Source organism: Hydrogenophaga sp., assembly GCF_026125825.1.
Lineage (GTDB): Bacteria > Pseudomonadota > Gammaproteobacteria > Burkholderiales > Burkholderiaceae_C > Hydrogenophaga.
Genome location: NZ_JAHCKK010000070.1, coordinates 1 through 21,671, shown reverse-complemented (window position 1 = coordinate 21,671; position 21,671 = coordinate 1). Strand labels below are relative to the sequence as shown.

Annotated in this window: 19 protein-coding genes and 1 riboswitch; of the genes, 7 read left to right on the top strand and 12 right to left on the bottom strand. The window is 69.7% G+C overall.

From position 1 onward, the window contains the following. The 12 genes from KIT86_RS18645 to KIT86_RS18590 form a co-directional block, all read right to left on the bottom strand. On the bottom strand, window positions 1–415 hold a 415-nt coding region (locus tag KIT86_RS18645), incomplete at its 3' end, for an AAA family ATPase (RefSeq protein WP_297401103.1). Then, window positions 412–4,200, bottom strand: a complete 3,789-nt coding sequence (gene cobN, locus KIT86_RS18640) for a cobaltochelatase subunit CobN (RefSeq protein WP_297401101.1) — start codon at window positions 4,198–4,200, stop codon at window positions 412–414. The genes cobN and KIT86_RS18645, both read right to left, overlap by 4 nt. Window position 4,201: 1 nt before the next feature. Further along, window positions 4,202–5,266, bottom strand: coding sequence for a cobalamin biosynthesis protein CobW (gene cobW / locus KIT86_RS18635; protein WP_297401099.1), 1,065 nt, complete (start codon window positions 5,264–5,266; stop codon window positions 4,202–4,204). Window positions 5,267–5,279: 13 nt separating this feature from the next. Next, window positions 5,280–6,122: an ABC transporter substrate-binding protein gene (locus KIT86_RS18630; RefSeq protein ID WP_297401097.1), complete on the bottom strand. Its 843-nt coding sequence runs from the start codon at window positions 6,120–6,122 to the stop codon at window positions 5,280–5,282. 81 nt (window positions 6,123–6,203) lie between these two features. Continuing rightward, on the bottom strand, window positions 6,204–6,773 hold the full coding sequence (gene cobO / locus KIT86_RS18625) for a cob(I)yrinic acid a,c-diamide adenosyltransferase (RefSeq protein WP_297401095.1): 570 nt from the start codon (window positions 6,771–6,773) through the stop codon (window positions 6,204–6,206). 21 nt (window positions 6,774–6,794) lie between these two features. After that, window positions 6,795–7,556, bottom strand: a complete 762-nt coding sequence (locus tag KIT86_RS18620) for an ABC transporter ATP-binding protein (protein ID WP_297401106.1) — start codon at window positions 7,554–7,556, stop codon at window positions 6,795–6,797. Between the two features lie 59 nt (window positions 7,557–7,615). Then, entirely contained in the window at window positions 7,616–8,620 is a 1,005-nt protein-coding gene (locus KIT86_RS18615) for an iron ABC transporter permease (RefSeq protein WP_297401093.1), read from the bottom strand. Next, window positions 8,617–9,483: an ABC transporter substrate-binding protein gene (locus KIT86_RS18610; protein ID WP_297401091.1), complete on the bottom strand. Its 867-nt coding sequence runs from the start codon at window positions 9,481–9,483 to the stop codon at window positions 8,617–8,619. The genes KIT86_RS18615 and KIT86_RS18610 overlap by 4 nt, the downstream gene beginning before the upstream one ends. 10 nt (window positions 9,484–9,493) lie before the next feature. Next, on the bottom strand, window positions 9,494–10,048 hold the full coding sequence (locus KIT86_RS18605; RefSeq protein WP_297401090.1) for a bifunctional adenosylcobinamide kinase/adenosylcobinamide-phosphate guanylyltransferase: 555 nt from the start codon (window positions 10,046–10,048) through the stop codon (window positions 9,494–9,496). Then, window positions 10,041–10,862 (bottom strand): cobalamin-binding protein, encoded by an 822-nt coding sequence (locus tag KIT86_RS18600; RefSeq protein WP_297401088.1) that lies wholly within the window; start codon window positions 10,860–10,862, stop codon window positions 10,041–10,043. The genes KIT86_RS18605 and KIT86_RS18600 overlap by 8 nt, the downstream gene beginning before the upstream one ends. Further along, window positions 10,859–12,178 (bottom strand): cobyrinate a,c-diamide synthase, encoded by a 1,320-nt coding sequence (locus tag KIT86_RS18595; RefSeq protein WP_297401086.1) that lies wholly within the window; start codon window positions 12,176–12,178, stop codon window positions 10,859–10,861. Before KIT86_RS18595 ends, KIT86_RS18600 begins: the two co-directional genes overlap by 4 nt. Beyond that, window positions 12,178–14,034, bottom strand: a complete 1,857-nt coding sequence (locus KIT86_RS18590; RefSeq protein WP_297401084.1) for a TonB-dependent receptor — start codon at window positions 14,032–14,034, stop codon at window positions 12,178–12,180. The genes KIT86_RS18595 and KIT86_RS18590 overlap by 1 nt, the downstream gene beginning before the upstream one ends. Window positions 14,035–14,111: 77 nt before the next feature. Continuing rightward, window positions 14,112–14,367, bottom strand: a riboswitch (cobalamin riboswitch). Between the two features lie 49 nt (window positions 14,368–14,416). Here KIT86_RS18590 and KIT86_RS18585 point away from each other — a divergent pair. From KIT86_RS18585 to KIT86_RS18555, 7 genes are all read left to right on the top strand, one after another. Further along, the gene (locus KIT86_RS18585; protein ID WP_297401082.1) at window positions 14,417–14,656 is read left to right on the top strand and encodes a DUF904 domain-containing protein; all 240 of its coding nucleotides are present in this window, start codon (window positions 14,417–14,419) and stop codon (window positions 14,654–14,656) included. A gap of 61 nt (window positions 14,657–14,717) precedes the next feature. Further along, entirely contained in the window at window positions 14,718–15,101 is a 384-nt protein-coding gene (locus tag KIT86_RS18580) for a cell division protein ZapA (protein ID WP_297401080.1), read from the top strand. A 255-nt stretch (window positions 15,102–15,356) separates the two neighbouring features. Beyond that, window positions 15,357–16,172, top strand: coding sequence for a sulfite exporter TauE/SafE family protein (locus KIT86_RS18575; protein ID WP_297401078.1), 816 nt, complete (start codon window positions 15,357–15,359; stop codon window positions 16,170–16,172). A 244-nt stretch (window positions 16,173–16,416) separates the two neighbouring features. Beyond that, window positions 16,417–16,824 carry an SWIB/MDM2 domain-containing protein gene (locus KIT86_RS18570; protein ID WP_297401076.1) on the top strand — a complete coding sequence of 136 codons (408 nt, stop codon included), beginning with the start codon at window positions 16,417–16,419 and terminating at the stop codon, window positions 16,822–16,824. A 140-nt stretch (window positions 16,825–16,964) separates the two neighbouring features. After that, on the top strand, window positions 16,965–18,794 hold the full coding sequence (locus tag KIT86_RS18565) for a hypothetical protein (RefSeq protein WP_297401074.1): 1,830 nt from the start codon (window positions 16,965–16,967) through the stop codon (window positions 18,792–18,794). Window positions 18,795–18,816: 22 nt separating this feature from the next. After that, on the top strand, window positions 18,817–19,911 hold the full coding sequence (locus KIT86_RS18560; RefSeq protein ID WP_297401072.1) for a PA-phosphatase: 1,095 nt from the start codon (window positions 18,817–18,819) through the stop codon (window positions 19,909–19,911). Continuing rightward, window positions 19,908–21,671 (top strand): hypothetical protein (locus KIT86_RS18555; RefSeq protein WP_297401070.1); only part of this gene is annotated, 1,764 nt, incomplete at its 3' end. The genes KIT86_RS18560 and KIT86_RS18555, both read left to right, overlap by 4 nt.

The following is a 21,671-nucleotide window of genomic DNA, read 5'->3' as shown; positions in this document are numbered from 1 at the left end:
CGACCGTGTTCACGCCGCTGGCGGCCACGTCGAGCAGCGCGTCCACCAGCGCATCGGGCAGCAGGTTGACTTCATCGACGTACAGCACGCCGCCGTGCGCGCGCGCCACCAGGCCGGGCGCCAGGCGCACCTGGCCGTCGCGCAGCACGTCTTCGAGGTTGAGCGTGCCCACCAGCTGTTCCAGGCTGGCGGCCAGCGGCAGCGTGACGAAAGGTGCCTGCGGCAGCAGCGCAGCCAGCGCGCGCGCCGAGGTGGACTTGGCCGTGCCGCGCGGGCCGCTGATGAGCACACCGCCCATGCCGGGGTCGATGGCGGCCAGCAGGAGCGCGCGCTGCAGTTCATCGTGCCCCACCAGGGCGGTGAAGGGAAAGACCGCTGTGGATGCGGCGTGCAGTGCGGGGACGGCGGTGTTCATGACAAAGGTCCTTCGTTTTCAAGCTGCTGTTCCAGCGCCAGCAGGTGCTGCCCGATGCGTTCGCGGTGATCGCCCGGCTCAGCCCACAGCCCGCGCTGCATGGCTTCGAGCAGGCGCTCGCCGATGCTGCGCAAGGCCAGCGGGTTGTGTTGTTGCAGAAAGGCGCGCGTGGCGTCGTCGTGCAGGTAGGCATCGGCCACCAGGGCGTACTGGTGGTCGCCGACCACGCCGGTGGTGGCGTCGAAGGCAAACAGGTAGTCCACCGTGGCGGCGATCTCGAACGCGCCCTTGTAGCCGTGGCGTTTCACGCCGTCGATCCACTTGGGGTTGACGGCGCGCGCGCGCACCACGCGGGCCACTTCCTCACCAAGTGTGCGCACGCGCGGCGAGCCGGGCGTGCTGAAGTCACCGTGGTACAGGGCGGCGCTCGCGCCGGCCAGGTGCTGCACGGCCGAAGCCATGCCGCCCTGGAATTGGTAGTAGTCGTCGGAGTCGAGGATGTCGTGCTCGCGGTTGTCCTGGTTGTGCAGCACGGCGTCCACGCGCGCCAGCCGCTGCTCGAAGGCGCCGCGCGCGGCCGCACCGTGCCCGCCCTGCCCGTAGGCGAAGGCGCCTGCGCGCAGGTAGGCCTGCGCGAGGTCCGTGTTGTCGCGCCAGCGCCCGCTGTCGATCAGCTCCTGCAGGCCGGCGCCGTAGCCGCCCGGGCGTGGGCCGAACACGCGCCAGGTGGCGCTGCGGTGGGCTTGCTCGGCCACCGCGCCGGCCGCCACCGCCTCGGCGGCCTCGCGCCGCACCCGCGCGCGGATGGGGTTCACCCCGTCGGGCTCGTCGTCTTCCGAAATCGCGGCCACGGCGCGCACCGCCGTGTCGAACAGGTCGATCACGTTGGGAAAGGCGTCGCGAAAGAAGCCGGAGACGCGCAGCGTCACGTCGATGCGCGGCCGGTTCTTGATGGCCATGGGCAGCACCTCGATGTCCACCACCCGGTTGCTGCCGGGCGCCCACTTGGGCCGCACGCCCAGCAGCGCGAAGGCCTGGCCGATGTCCTCGCCGCCGGTGCGCATGGTGCTGGTGCCCCAGACCGAAAGGCCGACCGCCGCGGGGAACGCGCCGTGGTCCTGCAGGTGGCGTTCGATCACGCGGTCTGCCGCGAGCGCGCCCATGGCATAGGCCGTGGGCGTGGGCACGGCGCGCGTGTCCACCGAATAGAAGTTGCGCCCGGTGGGCAGCACGTCGGGCCGGCCGCGCGAAGGCGCACCGCTGGGGCCGGCGGGCACGAAGCGGCCGGCCAGGCCGCGCAGGAGCTGGCCGATCTCGTTCGGCCCGCAGGCATCCAGCCGGGGCGCGAGGGTCTGTTGCAGGCGCGCGATCACCGGCGCGGTGTGGGGCCAGGCCTGAGCGTCAAGCCGTGGGCCGTCTGCGCCCAGGTGCCTGTCCACCAGCGCGGCGGCCAGCAGCTCCAGCCGCTCGCGCGTGTGGCCCGCGTGGCGCCAGGGTTCGCTGCTCAGGCTTTGCAGCACCTCGGGGCGCGGACCGTGCCAGGCATCGGCCCACTCGGGGCTGAGCGGATCGAAGCCGTCCAGGCCCAGGTCGTGGGCCAGCGCCACCAGCAGGCTGCCCTGCCCCACGGCCTGAGCACCGGGGAAACGCGCGAGCGCCACCAGCGTGTCGGTGCGCTGACGGCCTTGTGGCGACTGGCCGAGGATGTGCAGGCCGTCGCGGATCTGCGATTCCTTGATCTCGCACAGGTAGGCGTCGAGCCGCGCGAGCAGCTGCTCGCGTTGGGCTTCGTCGGCCGGAGGCTGGAAACCCAGCTCGCGGTGCAGTTGGTGTTTCAGCACCTGCGCCAGGATGCCCTCGCGCAGCAGTTTGGCGCGGCGCGGATCGAGCGAGAGCGCGTCGTAGAACTCGTCCATCTGGCGCTCGAGCTCCAGCAGCGGGCCGTAGGTCTCGGCGCGCGTGAGCGCGGGCATGAGGTGGTCGATGATGACCGCCTGCGTGCGGCGCTTGGCCTGGCTGCCCTCGCCCGGGTCGTTGACGATGAAGGGGTACAGGTGCGGCAGCGGCCCCAGCAGCGCATCGGGCCAGCAGGCCGCGCCCAGGGCCACGCTCTTGCCGGGCAGCCATTCGAGGTTGCCGTGTTTGCCCACGTGCACCACGGCGTCCACCGCGAAGGCGCGGCGCAGCCAGAAATAGAACGCGAGGTAGGCGTGCGTGGGCACGAGGTCGGCGTCGTGGTAGCTGGCCACCAGGTCGAGGTCGCGTCCGCGGGCGGGCTGAATGCCCACGAAGACCCGGCCCAGGCGCAGACCGGGCACCATGAAGCGGCCACCGCGCAGCATCGGGTCTTGCTCGGGCGGCCCCCACAACGCGTTCACCGCGGCCTGACTCTCGGGCGGCAGGGCCCGGAAGTCGCGCAGGTAGTCGGCCATGGCCAGGCTCTGGTTCGCCGGCCGGTGGTCGTTCGCTTCGGTGTCGTTGGTGACGCCTTGCACCAGCCGCGAGATGAGTTCGTCACCGCTGTCAGGCAGTGGGCCGGTGGCGTAACCCGCGTCGCGCAGGGCATGCAGGAGGAGCGCGGTGGATGCGGGCGTGTCCAGGCCCACGCCATTGGCCAGCCGCGCGTCGTCGTTGGGGTAGTTGGCGAGGATGAGCGCGAGGCGCTTGTCGGCGGGCGGCTTCTCGCGCAGATCGCACCATCGGCGCGCGAGCTCGGCCACGAAGCGGATGCGCTCGGGCTCGGGCTGGTAGCGCACCACGTCCACCTCGGTGCGCTCGCAGCGCCAGGCCAGGCCTTTGAAGCTGATGGCGCGCGTGCCGATGCGGCCGTCCACCTCGGGCAGCACGACCTGCATGGCGAGGTCGCGCGGCGCGAGACCATGCGGGTCGGCCTGCCACTGCTCCTGCGAGCAGCCTGCGGTGATGAGCTGCAGCACGGGCGCGTCGCCGGCCAGGGTCACCGCGTCGTTGCCCTCGCCGTCGAGCGAGGCCACGGCGAAACTGGTGGCGTTGAGCACCACGCCCACGCCGCGCTCGGCGGCCAGGGCCTGCAGCTCGGACAGGCTGCGGGGGTTTTTCAGGGAGTCCACGGCGATCGCGAGGGCGTTGAGCCCTTCGTCGGCCAGGGCGGCGAGCACGGCGTCGAACACGGCGGTGTTGCCCGCCTGCAGGTGCGCGCGGTAGAACACCAGCAGCGCCACCGGCGCCCCGTCGCGCCAGGGCACGGCGGCCTGCGGCATGTAGGGCATCACCGGCGGCAGGGGCTGGGGCGGCGGCGGCCGTGGTCCCCGGCCGAAAGCCGCGTGGCCGATGAGCGAGAAAAAGGCCAGGGCGTTGTCGCGCCCGCCCTCTCGCAGGCAGCGCCAGAGCCGGTCGCCGTCCTGCGGCGCGGCGGTGCTGCGCATGAGCAATTGCGGGTCCTGCACGTTGTCGCCCGAAAACAAGGCCAGCCACTGGCCGTGTTTCGCCGCCAGCGAGACCGCCTGCTCCACCAGGTAGGCCCAGTCGCTCGGTGCGCCCAGGTGGTCGATGACCACCACGCGCGCATGGCGCAGCACCTCGTCCACGTACATGTCGATGGAGGCGGGCTGGCGCAGCCACATCAGGTTGGCCAGGCGCACGCTGGGGAAATCAGCGCCGAGGCTGGCGGCCGCGTCAGCCAGGAGCGAGAGCGTGGTATCGGCCGCGCTGAGCACGACGATGTCGCCGGGGCTCTGCTCCACGCGCACGATGCCCTGGCCGCCGTCTTCGACGTGGCCGCCCGGGCGCGTGGACAACAGGTGCATGTCAGGCCAGGCGGGTTTCGCGGTTCAGGGCGGTCTGGAGCTCGCCCTGCAGCATGTCGCGGTCGAGGTGGTCGCCGATGACCACCAGCCGCGTCGCGCGCGCTTCGTCGGCGCGCCAGGGGCGGTCGAAATGGCTGTCGAAGCGCTGGCCCACGCCCTGCACCACCAGGCGCATGGCAGCGCCGGGCAAAGCCACGAAACCCTTGACGCGGTAGATCTCATGGCGCTGCACCAGGGCCACGAGCGCGTCCAGCAGGCGCTGGCGGTCGGCCACCTCCAGCGTGAGCGAGACCGAGTCGAACTCGTCATGGTCGTGGTCTTCTTCCTCGTCGTGGTGGGTCTTGCGCTGGTCGATCACGTCTTCCACCGCGCGCTCCAGCCCGAGCAGCACGCCCAGGTCCAGCTGGCCGTGCTGCGCGCGAACCAGCTTCACGCCGGCGGGCGTCTCGGCGCGGATGACAGCTTCCACCTGGGCCAGCGTGGCGGCATCCATCCCGTCGGTCTTGTGCACCACCACCAGGTCGGCGGTGGCCAGCTGGTCTTCAAACAGCTCGGCCAGCGGCGAGTCGTGGTCCAGGTTCTCGTCGGCGCGGCGCTGCGCATCCACCGCCACCGGGTCTTCGGCGAAGCGGCCGGCAGCCACGGCCGGGGCGTCCACCACCGTCACCACGGCGTCTACGGTGAAGGCGTTGCGCAGCGCCGGCCACTGGAAGGCCTGCACCAGCGGCTTGGGCAGGGCCAGGCCGGAGGTCTCGATCACGAGGTGGTCAATCTGGTCGCGGCGCGCGGCGAGCTGCTCCATCACGGGCGCGAACTCTTCCTGCACCGTGCAGCACAGGCAGCCATTGGCCAGCTCGAACAGCTGGCCGTTGTCTTCACCGTCCTCGTCGCAGCCAATGCCGCAGCCGCGCAGCAGTTCGCCGTCGATGCCGAGTTCGCCGAACTCGTTGACGATGACGGCGATGCGCCGGCCCTGGGCGTTGCCGAGCAGATGGCGCAGCAGCGTGGTTTTGCCGGCACCCAGGAAGCCGGTGACGATGGTGGCGGGGATCTTTCGGGTTTGCATCGGGGGGTCTCCTCTATCGGGGGCGGTTGGGCAAGGCGAGCAGGCAGTCGACCAGCATCTGCGCGGCCTCGCCCAGCCGGGGGCCGGGGCGCGAGAGCAGGTCCATGCGATCGGCATCGAGCTGGCAGACCTGCTGGCGGCGCAGCGCCTGCAGGCCGGCCCAGCCGGGGCGCTCGGCCATGCCCGAGAGCGTGGCCTGGGGGCCGATGATCAGATCGGGCGAGCGGCGCACCACCATCTCGGGGTTGACGCGCGGGAACAGGCCGGCGTCGCCGCTCACGATGTTGACCAGGCCCAGGCGCGCCACGGTCTCGCCGATGAAGCTCCGCGTGCTGGCGGCGGTGGGGCCGATGCCGACCTCGACGTACACCGTGCGACCGCGCAGGGCCGGCGGCACACGGCGCGCGGCGGCCTCCAGCTCGTGTTCGAGGCGCTGCACGAGCTCGTGGGCGCGCGCCGTCTCGCCCAGCGACTGGCCGAGCGCGAGCAGCATGCGTTTGAGGTCGGCGTGGGTGCGCGCATCGAAGGTCTGCACCGGCACGCCGAGTTCGGTCAGCCGCTCACCCGCGCGACTGCGCGGCCCGAGCAGCACCATGTCGGGCCGCAGCGCCACGATGTGTTCGATCTGCGCGTCGGCCAGGCCACCCACCTTGGGCAGCTTCGCCACCGTGCCCGGCCAGCTGGAATGGCGGTCGGTGCCGACCAGTTCGGCGCAATGGCCCAGCGCGCACACGGCCTCGGTGAGCGAGGGCGACAGCGTGACGATGCGGTGCTGCGCCAGGGCGGGCACGGCCATGCCGCCGAGCAGCCCCAGCACGGCCAACGCAGAACCTGACGCCTGCAAGGGCCTGATCAAGGGATGCCGCAGAACCGGCTTTGCCGGGCTGCAGGTGTCGCCCCCCTCAAGGAGGACACGCGAAGCGTGGCGGGGGTGCATCTAATCTTCGATGCCGCGCTGTGCGGGAACACCGGCCTTGAAGTGGTGCTTGATCAGCGTCATCTCGGTCACGGTGTCGGCCAGCTCGATGAGTTCGGCCGGCGCGCCGCGCCCGGTGAGCACCACGTGCACCTGCGGCGGGCGCTCGCGCAAACAGGTGAGCACCGCCTCCAGCGGCACCCAGCCGTAGCGCAACGGGTACATGATTTCGTCGAGCACCACCATGAAATGCCCGCCAGCGCGGATGGTGGCCTCGGCCTTGGCCCAGCCCTCGCGCGCGAGTTCGGCCGAGTGGTCCAGGTCGCGGCTCTTCCAGCTGAAGCCGTCGCCCAGGCCCTCGATGGGAATGCCCAGCTGCTCGAAGAGCCGGTGCTCGCCGAAGCGGGCCGAGGGCACCTTCATGAATTGGTAGACCTTGACCGCTTTGCCCCGGCCATGGGCGCGCAGCGCCAGGCCGAACGCGGCCGTGCTCTTGCCCTTGCCGGTGCCGGTGTGCACCAGCACCAGGCCGCGGCGTTCGCCCTGGGGTTTGGGGGTGTCGCGCAGGACGGGAGGGGCTTCGATCTGCATGGTTCGGGCTCCGTAAAAAAATCAGCGGGGCAAGGCGACCCACTGGTCGCCCAGCGGATGGATCGCGATGCGGTGGTCAAAGACCTGTTCGAGGGCCTGGTGGGTGGCGGGGTCGTCGCAGGCGCCCTGGTGGCGCACGCGGCCCTGGGCCATGACCACCATCTGGTCGGCGTGCAGCGCCATGCCGATCTCGTGCAGCACGCTGACGACGGTCTTGCCCTGCGCCACCAGCTCGCGCACCAGCAGCAGCCAGTCGGCCTGGTGCGGCGGGTCGAGGTTGGCCAGCGGCTCGTCCATCAGCATGACCTCGGCCTGCACCGCGAGCAGGCGCGCCAGCAGCACGCGCTGGCGTTCGCCGCCAGAGAGCGCGCCCAGCGGGCGCTCGCGCCAGTCCCAGGCCTGGGTGGCGCGCAGGGCCTGCTCGACGGCGACCCGGTCGGCCTGCGAAGGTGGCGCCAGCCAGGGCTGGTGCGGCAATCGGCCGAGCATGGCCACGTCCCACACGCTGAGGTCGTCAGCGCCCTGCTCGCCCTGCCCCAGCCAGGCCAGGCAGCGCGCGCGTTCGCGGCCGCGCCATTGCGCCAGCGGGCGGTCCAGCAGCTGCACCTGGCCGCTGTGCGGCAGCAGGCCGGCGAGTGCTTTCAGAAGGGTCGACTTGCCCGCGCCGTTGGGTCCGACGACGCTGGTCCAGCGCGCGGCGGGCAAGGCCACGTCGATGCCATGCAGCACGGGCGTGCCGCCCAGCGCCACGCCGATGCCATGGGTCTGCAGCGCCGCGGGCATGCGCAACACCTGTGTGCTGCGCACTGCGGCGCGAGCGCCTTCAGGCGTCCGGGCGGCGCTCACAGGCCGCCTCCTGGCCGGCGGCGCCGGTGCATCAACCACAAGAGGTAGCTGCCACCGAGCACGGCGGTGAGCACGCCCACCGGCAGTTCCTGCGGGGCGATGATCCAGCGCGCGAGCACGTCGGCGGCCATCAGCAGCAGGCCGCCCATCAGGGCGCTGAGCACGATCAGGCGGCCGTGCGTGGTCTTCACGATGGAGCGCACCAGGTGCGGCGAGGCCAGGCCCACGAAGGCGATCAAGCCGGTCTGCGCCACCGCCGCGCCGGTGGCCAGCGCCAGCACCGCCACCAGCACGGCCCGCACGGCCACCAGCGGCAGGCCCAGGCTGATCGCCGTGGCCTCGCCCAGCGCCAGGCCATCGAGCACGCGACCGAGCGAGGCCGCCACCAGCAGCGCAGCCAGTCCCGTGGCGGCCATCACGCCGCAGGCGGCCCAGCCGACGAAACCGGTGCTGCCCAGCATGAAGCCCTGCATGGCTTGCAAGGTGTCGGGCGAGGCGATGGTGACGAGGTCGCGCGCGGCGCCCAGCACCACGCCGACGATCACGCCCGCCAGCAGCAGGCGCAGGGTGTGCTGCACGCCCTTGGCCAGCGCGAGGGTAAGCACCACGCCGGCGACGGCACCGGTGAACGCGGCGCCGGTCAGGCCCAGGCGCACCGCCCACTGGGTGGCGAACGGCGTGGCGCCGAACAGGGCCAGGGCGAGCGCCACGCCCAGCGCCGCGCCCGAGGCGCTGCCCAGCAGGTAGGGGTCGGCCAGCGGGTTGCGGAACAGGCCCTGCGCCACCGCCCCGGCCAGGCCCAGCAGGCCGCCGGCCACCCAGGCGCCCAGCGTGCGTGGCAGGCGGATGTCCCACAGGATCTGCCAGGCCACCGGGTCGTGGCGGGCGTTGAGCACGCTGTCAAAGCCCGTGCTGCCCACCCCCGCGCCCAGCAGCAGCACGCCCACGGCCGCGATCAGCAGCGCACTGCCGAGCCAGAGGCTGTGGCGGGCCCCGCTCACCGAAGGCCTTTCTCGGTGATGCAGCGCGCCATGAGTCGCGCGGCCTCCGCCATGCGCGGGCCGGGGCGCACGAGCACGTCCGACTCGTCGGCGGTGAAGACGCAGAGCCGGCGCTCGCGCAGGGCACGGATGCCGCGCCAGCCCGGCCGGGTCTCCAGGCCCTGCACGTTGCGCGAGCCGATCATGATGAGGTCGGGGTTGGCGCGCACCACGTACTCGGGGTTGACGCGCGGAAACGGCCCCATCGAAGGCGCGACGACGTTTTGCACGCCCAGGCGCGCCATCATCTCGCCGATGAAGGAGCCGGTGCCTGCGGCATAGCCCCCCGCACTCACCTCGTAGTACACGCGCAGCTGGCGCGCGCCGGGTGGCAAGGACTGCGCGACCGCCGACACACCGGCGTCGATCGCGCGCCAGATGCGCTGTGCATCGGCCACCTCCAGCAATTGGCCCAGCTTGCCCATCACGCGCTGCGCGTCGGCCGAGCTCCTGGGCTCCATCGCCAGCACCTTGACGCCCAGCGACTCCAGCCGCTGCACACCGCGCGACGAGGTGGCCATGAGCACCACGTCGGGCTTGAGGGCGACGATGGCCTCGATGTTGGGGTCGATGCCGCCGCCCACCTGCGGCAGGCCGCGCACGCTGGCCGGGAAATTGGAATAGCGGTCCACCCCCACGAGGCGGTGGCACTGGCCTAACTCGCACACGGTCTCGGTGAGCGAAGGCAGCACGGAGACGATGCGCTGCGGCGATTGCGCCAGCGTCACCGTCACGCCCCGGTCGTCGGTCACCTCCACCCCCGCGGCATGTGCCGCGCCAACGATCAGCAGGCCGAGGACGAAAAGGTGCCAGAAGCGGGTCATGGTCGGGCTTTCATTTCAAGGTGAGCGGCAGGCCTGCCGCCATGAGCGTGACGCGCTCGCAGGCGGCGGCGACGGCCTGGTTCAGGCCGCCGAGCGCATCCACGAAGGCGCGCACCTCGCGACCCATGGGGATCACGCCCAGGCCGATCTCGTTGCCCACCAGCACCAGCGGGCCGTGCGCGCCCGCGATCGCCTGGCACAGGGCGCGCGAGGGCTGGGCGGGGTCGGTTGCCGTGCCCTGGGCGGGCATCAGCAGGTTGGTCAGCCACAGCGTGAGGCAGTCCACCACCACCAAGGTGTGCGGCGCGCCGTGTTCGCGCAGGGCCTCGGGCAGGGCCAGCGGCTCTTCCACCGTCGCCATGCCGGGCACGCGCTCGGCGCGGTCGCGCTGGTGGCGCGCGATGCGCTCGCGCATCTCGTCGTCCCAGGCCTGGCCCGTGGCGACCATCACCGCGCGGTGCGCGGGACTTTGCGCCAGCCAGTCGCGGGCAAGCAGCTCGGCGCGGCGCGACTTGCCGCTGCGCTGGCCGCCCAGGATGAATTCGCTGCGGGCGATCTCAGCCATGCTGCACCATCCATTGGGTGACGATGCGGTGCATCTGTGCCACCCCGTCGGTGAGCGCAGCCGGCCCGGGCTGCAGGATGTCGGCCGACTTGATCTCGAACAGCTGGCCGTGCTTGACCGCGTTCACGTCCTGCCAGCCGGCGCGGGCAGCCACCCTCTCGGGCCGGAACTTCTTGCCGCACCAGGAGCCGACCACGATGTCGGGGTTGCGCCCCACGATGTCGGCGCCATCGGCAATGATGCGGTCCTTGCCCAGCGGCATGCGAGCGAGTTCGGGAAACACGTCATCGCCACCGGCGATGTCCATCAACTCGGAGACCCAGCGGATGGCGCTGATGTGGGGCTCGTCCCACTCCTCGAAGAACACCCGCGGGCGGCGCCTGCCGGCGGCCTGCAGGGCTTGCACAGCGCTGCGGATCCCATCGAGCCGGGCCCGCGTGCCCTCGATCCAGGCCAGCCCTTGCTCGGCACAGCCCACCATCGCGGCCACCTGGTACAGCATGGTCAGAATCTCTTCCACGCTGCGCTGGTTGAAGACCGTCACCTGCACGCCTGCGCGAATGAGCTGGGCGGCGATGTCGGCCTGCAGGTCGGAGAAGCCGAACACGCAGTCGGGCTGCAGCGCCAGGATCTTGTCGATCTTCGCGTTGAGAAAGGCACTGACCTTGGGCTTCTCGTCGCGTGCGCGGCGCGGGCGCACGGTGTAGCCCGAGATGCCGACGATGCGGTGCTCCTGCCCGAGCAGGTACAGCCACTCGGTGGTTTCTTCGGTCAGGCAGACGATGCGCTGCGGGCCGAGGGACGCTGTGTTCATGCGGCACCTCCTTCGAGGAAGAGCGAGGCGGCGGCCTGCGGGCTGGAAGGGAACCAGGCGTGGAAGTAGCTGGCCTGCACCGACCCCACACGGTACACGGCTTCGCCGGCGCCGCCGCGCGCCGCTTCGGTGCAGCGGGCGGGCTCCAGCGGCGTCTCGCAGCGCGAGTAGTGAAAGGTGTGGCCGCGCAAGGCACCGCCTGGCAAGGGCAGCCGCTGCGGGCCCAGGGCGGCCAAGCGCTTTTGCATGACGGCGCGGCCTGGCAAGAGGCCCCAGGTGGCGGCAGCGTGGCCGTCGCTGGAGACGATGTGATCGAACAGCGGCATCATGCCGCCGCACTCGGCCCACACCGGCCGCCCGGACGCGGCGTGGGCGCGCAAGCCGTCGCGCGTGCGGGTGGCCGATGCCAAGGCGTCGGCGTGCAATTCGGGATAACCGCCGGGCAACCAGACTGCGTCGCACGCGGGCAGCATCTCGTTGGCCAGGGGCGAGAAAAAGAACAGCTCGGCCCCCAGCGCGCGCAGGGTGTCGAGGTTGGCCGGGTAGATGAAGCAGAAGGCCGCATCGCGCGCGATGGCCACCGTCTTGCCCGCCAGCAGGGGTGCCGGGGCGGGCACGGCAGCAGGCGCGGCAAACGCGACCGACCAGCGCGCCAGCGCCTCACCCTCCGTGCGGCCCAGCGGCGTGCAGGAGAGCGCATCGGCGGCGGCATCGAGCCGGGCGAGTGCGTCCGGCAGTTCGGCGGCGACCGTCAGGCCCAGGTGGCGCTCGGGCAGCGTGAACGCGGCCTCGCGCATGACAGCCCCCAAGAACTGGGCTTGGTCATCGGCCAGGGCCTCGCGCAGCATCTGCGCATGGCGCTCGCTGCCCACGCGGTTGGCCAGCACGCCCGCCCAGGGCAGGCCCGGGCGGAAATGGCGCAGGCCGAACGCCAGCGCGCCGAAGGTGCCCGCCATGGCCGAAGCGTCGATCACTGCGAGCACCGGCAGGCCAAAGCGCTGCGCCAGGTCGGCCGCGCTGGGTTCGCCGTCGAACAGGCCCATGACCCCTTCGACCACGATCAGATCGGCCTGCGTGGCCGCCTCATGCAGCCGGGCGCGCGCATCGTCCTCGCCCGTCATCCACAGGTCGAGGTTGTGCACCGGCTGCCCGGTGGCCAGCGCGAGCCAGTGCGGGTCCAGGAAATCCGGCCCGCACTTGAAGGCACGCACGCGCCGGCCGGCGCGCGCGTGCAGGCGCGCCAGTGCCGCAGCCACGGTGGTCTTGCCCTGGCCCGAAGCCGGGGCAGCGACCAGAATGGCCGGGCAATGCGGCATCACCGCTGCGGCGCCCACTTCATGCCGACGTAGAAGGTCTGACCCGCGGTGGCGTAGCCGCGCGCGGTCTGGTAGTCCTTGTCGCCCACGTTGTCCACGCGCGCCAGCAGCGTCCAATCCGGCCCCAGCCGCCTGCTCGCGTACAGGTTCACCAGCCCGTAGCCGTCCAGGCGCTGGAGGTTTGCCGCGTCGTTGTAGCGGCGGCCCACCAGCTCCAGTTCGGACCCCAGCGTCCAGCCGGCCACGGGCATGTCGGCGCTCAGCTTGGCCATCTCGCGCGGCCGCCGGGCCAGCTCCTTGCCGGTCGACCCATCTTTGGGACGCTGCAGGTCGAGCGAGCCGTGCAGTGTCACCGCGCCGACCTTGGCGCCAGCTTCCACCGTGATCCCCGAGTACTCGGCGCGGGCGGTGTTGGCGTAGCAGCCGGGGAATGCGCCGGTGCCGTTGATGCAGGCGCCGGCCCCGCCCACGTAGGTGATCAGGTCAGACACCTTGTTGCGGTAGGCGACCACGCTGAAGAGGCTGCTGCCGACCTCGCGCTTCAGACCCACTTCGACGTTGCGCGAAGTCTCCGGCCGCAGCGAGGGCACGCCATAGATGCTGAAGCGCTGGTACAGCGTGGGCACGCGGAAGGCCGTGCCCACCGAGGTCATCACGCGCCATCCGGGTACGAAGGCATAGGCATAGGCCGCGCTGCCGGTGGACTTGGCGCCGAACTCGCTGTCGTCGTCGTGGCGCGCGTTGAGCTGCAGCGTGTGTTTGCCCTCGCGCCAGCCATAGCCCAGCGCCAGCGCGTTCTGGTCTCGGTTGGTCGCGGCGGGGCGGGTTTCGGCGTTCTCGAAGCGGTCCTCGCGCCGCTCCAGCGTGGCCGTCCACTGATGCGCGCCGAGTTGCCAGCGGTTCTGCCACAGGTAGTTGCTCAGGCGGGTCTTGGACACATAAGGCGAGGGCCGCGTGGCGTAGCGGTCCGTGCCCTGCGTCACGCCGACCTGCGTGCTGTACACATCGCTCCAACGCGCCGACCAGGTCAGGCCCAGCGTGTTCAACTCGCTCAGCGCATGGTCATCGCGGCGCGGCGTGGTCGAGTCGTACTGGGCGTCCAGGTCGCTGGAGAGCAAGGTGGCCTCAAGCCGGTGGCCAGGCGCCACTTTCAGACCCAGGCGGGCCGACGCCGACGTGCTGCGAAAGCCGTCTTCGTCCGGGTTGGCCGTGGGCTGCGCGTTGAAGCCGCGGCTGGTCTCGCGCGTGACGCCAAAGGCATAGTCGAAATCACCGGCGGCGCCACTGAAGGAGGCGTCCAGCTTGGCCGTGCCCTGGTTCCCCAGGCCCACCTCGATCGAGGGCGCGAAACCGCCTTCGCCTTGGCGCGTGAAGATCTGGATCACGCCGGCCATGGCGTCAGAACCGTAGACCGCCGCGGCCGGGCCCCGCAACACCTCGACGCGCTCGATGCGAGACAGCGGGATCGCGCTCCACGATGCGCCGCCGCTGCCGCCCTGCGACTCGATCCGCACGCCATCCACGTAGACGGCGGTGAAGCGGGTTTCGCCGCCGCGCACAAACACGCTGGTGGTGGCACCCGGGCCGCCGTTGCGGCTGATGGAAATGCCCGGGACCCGAGCCAGCACATCGGCCAGACCGGTGGCGCCGCTGCGTTCGATGGCCGCGTGGTCCACGATGGACACATCGGCCACGACATCGGTCAGCGGCTGCTCAACCCGGGTGGCCGTGACCACGGTTTCCTGGAGGGTGTCGGTGGAGGAGGCGGATTGGGCGTGGGCGACGGACGTGCCAAAGCCCGCCAGCAACGCCAGCGGAAGCGCGGCCAATGGCGCGCGCAAGGTGCGATTTTTCATGATGAAGCAACAGACAAGAGACCCTCACCATCTTCCCCGACGGTGCATGGGCATCACGGTGAAGCGCCTGTCGCCAGACGCACCACCACCTTGTTGGCCGGTATCCGGGCTGACAGACCGACCTCCATCGCCTTCCCAGATGACACGCCGTGTCGTCCAGTGGCAGTTGGATGGAGGCTGAGGACCGTTCGCGCATGCGCTCATGGCCACTCGTCTGCTTACCGTTGCGGGGGCAGCGCAGGTTAGGTCCCATCCCTGGGGGAGACCCTCCTGCTTCCCGTTGAACTGCGGCGTGTGAACCACACCGCGAGCACCAACAGCTGGCATTCTAAGGGGCGAGCACCCGGGGCAACCCTACAATGTGAAAACTTCGAGTCCCACCATGGCCGATCCCAAGCACTTTGATCAGATCACCGAACGCGTCGAGCGCCTGCTGCTGCGACACGAGGAACTGCAGCGCACCAACAGCCTGCTGGTGGAACAGGTGCATGCGCTGCAGGCCGAGCGCGACTCGCTCAAGTCCCGGCTGATGGCCGCCCGTGCCCGCATTGACGCCCTGCTGGATCGACTGCCGCCCGGCATGACCGATGCCAACCCAGACACCCGCAAGGAGCGATCATGAGCGCCGCGTGGGGCCGCCCCAAGCCCGCTCGCACCGCAGTGCGAAGCACGGAGGTATTCCAATGAGCAAACCCGGCAGCAAACAGATCGAGGTCCAGATCATGGGCCAGAGCTACCTGCTCTCGTGCCCACCGGGCGGCGAAGCTTCGCTGCTCGACGCGGTGGAGCGCGTGGACACCGCCATGTGCCGCATCCGCGATGCGGGCAAGGTGAAGGCACGCGACCGCATCGCCGTGCTCGCTTCGCTCAACCTCGCGTTCGAACTTTCGCAGAAGGAGGCCGAGAGCTTCCAGGCTTCTTCGTTTGGCCAGCCCGAGCAGAGCGCCTTTGCCGAAGCCGGTGGCGGATTCGACAGCGAGCCGCTCGACCCCCAGACGCAGGCCCGCGTCGAAGAGCTGATGCGCCGCCTGGACCAGACGCTCGACAAGGACGGCCGCCTGCTCTGACGCGCCGCCGGTCACTGCGCAAGAATTTATCGACCGGTGGTCCACATGAGGCGCATGCAGCGCCTACAATTTGAACCGTCTGCAGTGCGCGCCGGGCTTTATATTTCCTTGAACCAATGCTCATAGAGCCCGGGCTTGGTACATTGCGTGGCTGGTGCGAGCGTCTCGCGTCAGACGAACCCGAAGCCCCGCTGCCCTCGCCCACCTGAACCCCGGTTCAGGATGCCGGTCCGGTGGCACTTGCAGACACCCTTCATGTCCTTAGACCCCCTCCTGATTCTCGAGTTGGCCGCGCTCGGCCTGGGCACCGGTTTCCTCGCTGGCTTGCTGGGCATCGGCGGAGGCATGCTGATGGTGCCCTTCATCACCTTCATCCTCGCAGGGCGCGGTGTGGAGGCGGACCTCGCGGTCAAGATGGCCATCGCCACCTCCATGGCCACCATCATCTTCACGTCCATTTCCAGTGTGCGCGCGCACCACAAGCGCGGAGCCGTGCGCTGGGACATCGTCAAGGGCCTCGCTCCCGGCATCGTGCTGGGCTCCGCCATCGCCAGCCTGGGCATCTTCGCCTTGCTCAAGGGCTCGTGGCTCGCGCTGTTCTTCGCGGCCTTCGTCGGCTTCTCTGCCACGCAGATGCTGCTCGACAAGAAACCCAAACCCACGCGCACCCTGCCCGGCACCCCGGGCCTGGTGGGCGCCGGCGGCGTCATCGGCATGCTCTCGGGTCTGGTGGGTGCGGGCGGCGGCTTCGTCAGCGTGCCTTTCATGACCTGGTGCAACGTGACCATCCACAACGCCGTGGCCACCAGCGCGGCCCTGGGCTTTCCCATCGCCCTGGCCAACGCCATCGGCTATGTGATCGCCGGCCAGGGCCTGAAGGATCTGCCCGCCGGATCGTTCGGCTACATCTACCTGCCCGCGCTCGCCGTGATCGCGGCCTTCAGTGTGTTGATGGCGCCGGTGGGGGTGAAAGCAGCGCATGCGCTGCCGGTGAAATCGCTCAAGCGCGTGTTCGCCGGCCTGCTGTACATGCTCGCCGCCTACATGCTCTACAAGGGCATCACCGCCTGATCGGCGCATGAGGCACGGCGCCGTGCAGACGGGCAAAAACGCCGTCCTGCCAAGGTGCTGAGCGGCCTGCGTGCGGGCAAGTGTTGTTTTCCCCGCCAAAAACCCGCATCTCCCCTGCGCAAAGCTTGAAAAAAGCGCGTTCTCCACCTTGGATTGCGGGTGCATCTCCATTAGCATCCGAGACACCGGTGAGAAAGCGCGTTTTCCACTGGCGAATCGTCAACTTCTAGAAGGAAATTCAATCATGGCAACTGCGAAAAAAGCGCCCGCTAAAAAGGCGGCACCGGCCAAGAAGGCCGCTCCTGCGAAGAAGGCCGCTCCGGCCAAGAAGGCAGCCCCTGCGAAGAAGGCCGCTCCGGCCAAGAAGGCAGCTCCTGCGAAGAAGGCCGCTCCGGCCAAGAAGCGCACCCCCAACGCCGCGTTCATGAAAGCGCTGACCCCCAGCGCCGCTCTGGCCGCGATCGTGGGCAGCTCGCCTCTGCCGCGCACCGAAGTCACCAAGAAGATCTGGGACTACATCAAGAAGAACAAGCTGCAGGACTCGGTCAACCGCCGCATGATCAACGCCGACGCCAAGCTGAAGGAAATCTTCAAGAAGGCCCAGGCGTCCATGTTCGAAATGACCAAGCTGGTCAACGACCACCTCAAGTAAGCCTTCCTTCTTCACCCTCGCGGGTGCAATGAAGATCAGCAAAGCCGGCGCAAGCCGGCTTTGCTGTTTTTGCACCTGGGCGTGACAGGTTCGCACACGACATGTGAGAAACTGCAACAATTCTTGACACCTCAACAGGCATGATCGCCCGCCAGCCCGTGACCGCTTCGACCCTTCAGGAAGGCCAGGACAAACCGCCCAGCATGCCCCCGCTGCCGCAGCAGCGGCACAAAGTGGTGCTGGTGATCGATCTGGTGGAATCGGTGAGGCTCATGGCGGCCAACGAGGCAGCGGTCGTGAACCAGTGGCGCGGGTTCATGCACCACGCCACGACGCAGGTGCTGCCCGCGTGCCGCGGCCGCCTGGTCAAGAGCCTGGGCGATGGCATGTTGGTGGAATTCGATCAGCCCACCGACGGCGTGCGGGCCGCCTTCGCGCTGCACCAGTACTTCGCGCCGCTGAACCAGTCGCTGCCGCCTGCGCAGCAACTGCACCTGCGTGCCGGCCTCAATGCCACGAACCTCTACGTGGACGAGAACGACGTGTATGGCCACGGTGTGAACCTGGCTGCGCGCGTGGCCGACCTCGCCGCGCCCGGTGAAACCCTGGTGACCAGCAGCGTGTTCGACGGCATCGTGGTCGGCGTGGACGCCGAGGTCGAAGACCGCGGCGAGAGTTACCTCAAGCACTGGCCCGAGCCGGTGCGCACGTGGCAGCTCTACCCGGTCTCCAGCGCCTCGGCCGCCGTGCGCCCGCGCGTGCCCGAGGCGGCCGCCACCGACTTCCGGCCCTCCATCGCCGTCGTGCCCTTCGAGACCCGCAGCCATGCGGCCGAGCAGTTCGTGATCGGGGAATTGATCGCCGATGGCGTGATCGCCCAGCTTGCGCGCAGCCAGAACCTGCGCGTGATCTCCCGCCTGTCCACCACCGCCTTCCGGGGCCGCCAGAGCAGCACGGACGAGATCGGCCAACGCCTGGACGCCACGTTTGTTCTCGGCGGCAGCTACGTGACCTATGGGGACAAGGTCGTCATCATGGCCGAGCTCTCCGACCGCAAGCGCGGCGAGGTGATCTGGGCCGACCGCCTCACGGGCGATACGCGCGACCTGCTCGAAGCCCAGAGCCAGTTGCTCGACGCTCTGTGCGTCGCGTGCGCCAAGGCGCTGCTCAACGACGTGGTGCAGCGCACGCTGGTGCTGCCCGTGCCGCAGCTCGACAGCAATGCGCTGATGCTGGGAGGCATCACACTCATGCACCGCTCCACGCCGCGCGACCTGCAGCGCAGCCTGCAGCTGATCGAGGCCGTGGTGGAACGTCACAAGCGCGTGGCCACGCCCTGGGCCTGGCTGGCCAAGTGGCACATCATGCAGGTGGTGCAAGGCCTCTCGGGTGAACCGGCGCGCGACTTCCAGCGCGCCATCGACACCGCCGACCGCGCGCTCGATCTTGAGCCCAGCAGCTCGCTGGCGATGGCCATCAAGGGCCATGCGCTGTGCCACCTGGGCGAGGACGTGGACGCCTCGCACCGGCTGCTGCAGGAGGCCACGCAGAGCAACCCCAACGATCCGATGGCCTGGCTCTACAACAGCGTGTGGTCCACGATGTGGGGCAATGCGGAAGACTCCGTGATCGAGACTGAAAACGCGCTCCATCTCTCGCCGCTGGATCCGCAAAAGTACTATTTCGAGATGATGCTTGCGACCAGCTGCCTTGCGGTGGGGCAGATGCAGCGCGCCATTGACCTGTGTGTCTCTTCATTGAAAAAGAACAGATACCACTTGCCCACCATCAGAACCCTGCTGATCGCGCAGTACGAAGCGGACGCCAAAGAAGAGGCCGTTTCGACCTTCAATCTGTTGCGGACACTTCAACCCGATCTCACTGTGTCGAAATACCTGTCTTCAGGTAACCAAAGCCCGTTGAGACGCAGGGGGGCGAAGGTGTTCTCTGCGCTGGGCATGCCTAACTAGTCGATTACATCAAGGAGAAGTCATGAGCGGTGGTCTTAGCGGAGGTTTGAGTGGTGGTCTGAGTGGTGGTCTGAGCGGGGGGTTGAGTGGCGGGCTCAGTGGCGGGTTGAGCGGCAATGCCGTGGTGTCCGCCGACGCCCTGATCCTCAGCCGCGCGGCCATCGTCGGCCCCTTCAACGGGGCGGTGCTGCACGTCAACGAGCCGGCTTTCGACAGCCCACCCAACCTCGGGCTCTGGGCCGAAGGCCCGCGCCACGAAGCCTGCTTCTCCCAGTTGGTCGAAGGCCTGCTGTTCAAGACCCGAAGCGGCCCCAAGGACGCCACGCTCGAGTTCGCCAACCTGCAGGCGAGCACCATCCAGCGCAAGCCGCTCGTGCGCATGCGCGCGCCCACCAAGGCACAGTTCAAGAAGCAGCTCGATCTGGTGGCCTCGTACGCGGACCTGCGGGCCGACCGCGCGGTCGAGATCGTGGACCAGCGGATCCCGCCCATCGCGTTCTGGTCGTCCGTCGTCGGGCTCACGGCGCACCGCCACAAGAAGACCTTGCAGCTGATGGACCTGGTGTTCTCCCTGGCTGTGCTGGTTGAAATGCGATTCAAGCAGATCTTCGCCAGCATCCGTCCGGTGGCTTTTTCGCCGCAGATCCAGCCCATGATCGAGACCCCGGGGCATGGCAGCTGGCCCAGTGGCCATGCCACGGAGGCCTTTGCCGTGGCAGCGCTTCTCGAGGCCTTGCTGGATGCTGTACCGGGTACAGGATCCCCACCCAACGGCACGCTCAATCGCGAGCAGATGCAGCGGCTGGCCGCGCGCATCGCGACCAACCGCGTGGTGGCCGGCGTGCATTACCCGGTGGACAGCGCAGCCGGGCGGCTGCTTGGCACGGCGCTGGCCGAGTTCCTGGTGGCGCGCGCCACCGGCACGCGCGTGCATGAACGCGGCTTCGACGGCCGACTGTTCGAAGGCCCGAACGGCGAGCCGCTGGACTTCAGCCTGAACCAGTCGATGGACCACACCAGTGGCAACGCCTACACGCGCTCGGCCACGTCCACCGCCGTGGGCAACGCGCCGCTGCTGGCCTGGCTTTGGGGGGAAGCGCTCAAGGAGTGGGCATGAGCGGGCCAGCCTGGCAGCCGCTGCCCAAAGGCGAGTTCACCGGCATCGACTGGAGCGCGCCGGGGGCCATCGACAACGAAGACCCCTACCTGATCTGGGCGGAAGCCGACCAGTTCGCGGGCTACCACCTCGGCCGCGGCAAGAAGCCGCCCAAGTGGTTGCCAATCGTGATCGAGCTCAGCAGCGAGGCCGACGTGCCGGCGCTGGTGGCGGCCTCTTCCACCGCATGGCTGCAGATCCCGCGCGTCTATCTCAACGTGCCCGGGCTGCGCTTTTGCACCGCGCGGGTGAAGAAGCGCTTCTTCGACCAGCTGCGCAGCAACCCGCACCTGCGTGGCCTGATCCTGCGCTTCGAGCTGGGCATGCCGGTGGGCCACCACACGCATCCCCTGGTCGATCCCTGCACACCCGGGAGCCAGCCCGTGGCCGCGCCCGACCTGCTCGATGGCAAGGTGCTGGGCCTGATCGACGGCGGCCTGGCCTTTGCCAACGAGCAGTTCCTCGACGCCCACGGCCACACACGCGTGAAGCGCTTCTGGCGCCAGGACGACACGGTGAATGGCAACTGGCCCGGCAACCAGCCGCGCCACCGTGTGCCGCTGGACCCGGCCCGCGCCGGCCCGACACCCGATGACATGGGCTACGGCCACGAACTCTCGGGCGCGGACATCGACGCGGCCATGGCCACCTACACGCGCCACGGCCAGGTGGACGAGGACGCGCTCTACGCCCACCTGCAACTCTGGGACCTGACCCGCCCGGTCAATCACGGCACGCACGTGATGAGCCTGGCCTGCGGCAAGGGCAACTTGCTGCATCCGATGGACGACGAGGCCAGCCGCTGCAATCTGGTGGCGGTGCAGCTCGACTGGTCGAACGTGCTCGACACCTCGGGCGGCGCGATGAACGTGAGCGTGCTCGACGCGCTCATGTACATCCTCGCGCGCTGTGCCCCCGGCGCCCAGCTGGTGGTCAACATCAGCTGGGGCACGCTGGCAGGCCCGCACGACGGCACTTCGGTGCTGGAGGCGGCGATGGACCAGCTGATCGCGCTGCTCGGCGGCCGACTGCAAATCGCCGTGCCCGCTGGCAACGCCTACCAGAGCCGCACCCACGCCAACGCCACGCTGCCACCCGGCGGCTCGGTGGCGCTGCACTGGCGGGTGCAACCCGACGACCGCACCGAGAGCTACCTGGAAATCTGGCTGCCCGCGGGCGCGCAGAACGTGCGCATCAGCGTGACGCCGCCGGGCCACACGCAGCCCCTGCCGCCCATGGCGATGGGCCATGGTGGCACGTGGGTGGACGCGCAGGGCGCGCCACTGTGCGGTCTGATCTACCCCACCACCTCGGCCCTGGGCAGCCACGGCACCTGCGCCCTGCTCGCGCTGGCACCCACGTTCAGCCGCCGGCGATCGGTGGCCACCGGGCCCTTCGGCACCTGGAAGGTGGTGCTGAGCAACGCCGGCGCCACGGGCACCCTGTTCGACGCCTACATCGAGCGCGACGACGTGGCCATCGGCCAGAACACGGGTGCGCGCCAGTCCTACCTGGAAGACGTGTTCTACGACACCAGCGGCAACCTGGGCTCGTTCGTGGACCACGCCGACAATCCCACGCCCGTGCGCCGCAGCGGCACCTTCAACAGCCTCTCGACCGGCCAGAACACCGTGAGCGTGGGTGGCCTGCGCGCGCAGCCATCGGCGGGCGGGGAGTTCGCGCTGTATTCCCCGCGCAAGCCCGACCCGGATGCAGGCCGG

What these genes read in the sequence shown, in the direction of transcription:
- KIT86_RS18575 (WP_297401078.1), top strand. Translation starts at nt 15,357, where the DNA reads ATGTCCTTAGACCCCCTCCTGATTCTCGAGTTGGCCGCGCTCGGCCTG.
- KIT86_RS18610 (WP_297401091.1), bottom strand. Translation starts at nt 9,483, where the DNA reads ATGACCCGCTTCTGGCACCTTTTCGTCCTCGGCCTGCTGATCGTTGGC.
- cobN (WP_297401101.1), bottom strand. Translation starts at nt 4,200, where the DNA reads ATGCACCTGTTGTCCACGCGCCCGGGCGGCCACGTCGAAGACGGCGGC.
- cobW (WP_297401099.1), bottom strand. Translation starts at nt 5,266, where the DNA reads ATGCAAACCCGAAAGATCCCCGCCACCATCGTCACCGGCTTCCTGGGT.
- KIT86_RS18570 (WP_297401076.1), top strand. Translation starts at nt 16,417, where the DNA reads ATGGCAACTGCGAAAAAAGCGCCCGCTAAAAAGGCGGCACCGGCCAAG.
- KIT86_RS18565 (WP_297401074.1), top strand. Translation starts at nt 16,965, where the DNA reads ATGATCGCCCGCCAGCCCGTGACCGCTTCGACCCTTCAGGAAGGCCAG.
- KIT86_RS18580 (WP_297401080.1), top strand. Translation starts at nt 14,718, where the DNA reads ATGAGCAAACCCGGCAGCAAACAGATCGAGGTCCAGATCATGGGCCAG.
- KIT86_RS18605 (WP_297401090.1), bottom strand. Translation starts at nt 10,048, where the DNA reads ATGGCTGAGATCGCCCGCAGCGAATTCATCCTGGGCGGCCAGCGCAGC.
- KIT86_RS18560 (WP_297401072.1), top strand. Translation starts at nt 18,817, where the DNA reads ATGAGCGGTGGTCTTAGCGGAGGTTTGAGTGGTGGTCTGAGTGGTGGT.
- KIT86_RS18595 (WP_297401086.1), bottom strand. Translation starts at nt 12,178, where the DNA reads ATGCCGCATTGCCCGGCCATTCTGGTCGCTGCCCCGGCTTCGGGCCAG.
- KIT86_RS18585 (WP_297401082.1), top strand. Translation starts at nt 14,417, where the DNA reads ATGGCCGATCCCAAGCACTTTGATCAGATCACCGAACGCGTCGAGCGC.
- KIT86_RS18590 (WP_297401084.1), bottom strand. Translation starts at nt 14,034, where the DNA reads ATGAAAAATCGCACCTTGCGCGCGCCATTGGCCGCGCTTCCGCTGGCG.
- cobO (WP_297401095.1), bottom strand. Translation starts at nt 6,773, where the DNA reads ATGCAGATCGAAGCCCCTCCCGTCCTGCGCGACACCCCCAAACCCCAG.
- KIT86_RS18600 (WP_297401088.1), bottom strand. Translation starts at nt 10,862, where the DNA reads ATGAACACAGCGTCCCTCGGCCCGCAGCGCATCGTCTGCCTGACCGAA.
- KIT86_RS18620 (WP_297401106.1), bottom strand. Translation starts at nt 7,556, where the DNA reads ATGCCCGCGGCGCTGCAGACCCATGGCATCGGCGTGGCGCTGGGCGGC.